Source organism: Pantoea sp. 18059 (assembly GCF_902706165.1).
GTDB lineage: Bacteria > Pseudomonadota > Gammaproteobacteria > Enterobacterales > Enterobacteriaceae > Pantoea > Pantoea agglomerans.
On sequence record NZ_CACSJS010000058.1, the window covers coordinates 1 to 413 of the forward strand.

Sequence of the window (413 nt, forward strand, 5' to 3'; positions counted from 1 at the left end):
GCGTTATCGTAAGCAGGATGAAATCGGTACTCCAAAATGTGTGGTCATCGATTTTGATACTCTTGAAGATGATACTGTTACAGTTAGAGACCGTGATACGCTGGCTCAAACTCGTGTCAAAATCAATGAGTTGTAATCAAATTAAACTAAAATTAGGAGGTAATTATTAAAAAGCAGCCAATTCAGCGACGTTTTCGACGGTTTTTCTCGCATCTCCATGACGCAATCAAAAATCTTCCGAGCCTCTTTGGTAGTCGTCATTTTCTTTGGCCATTCCTGATCTGTTTTCTAGTTTTTGGTTTTCTTCTCAATTTCTTTGCGGCTGGTTCGGCCAACTGGCAGCTCTTCCAGCTCTCTAACTTACGTGGAAAACTTGTCCTTATTGCTCATACTGTTGCCGCCGTGTTTGGTGT

1 protein-coding gene is annotated in these 413 nt (G+C 41.4%); it reads left to right on the top strand.

What is annotated here, in order from left to right; genetic code table 11:
* The coding region (locus GVJ63_RS22050) for a His/Gly/Thr/Pro-type tRNA ligase C-terminal domain-containing protein (protein ID WP_159227374.1) at positions 1-136 on the top strand (136 nt) is incomplete at its 5' end.
* Positions 137-413 lie beyond the last annotated feature (277 nt).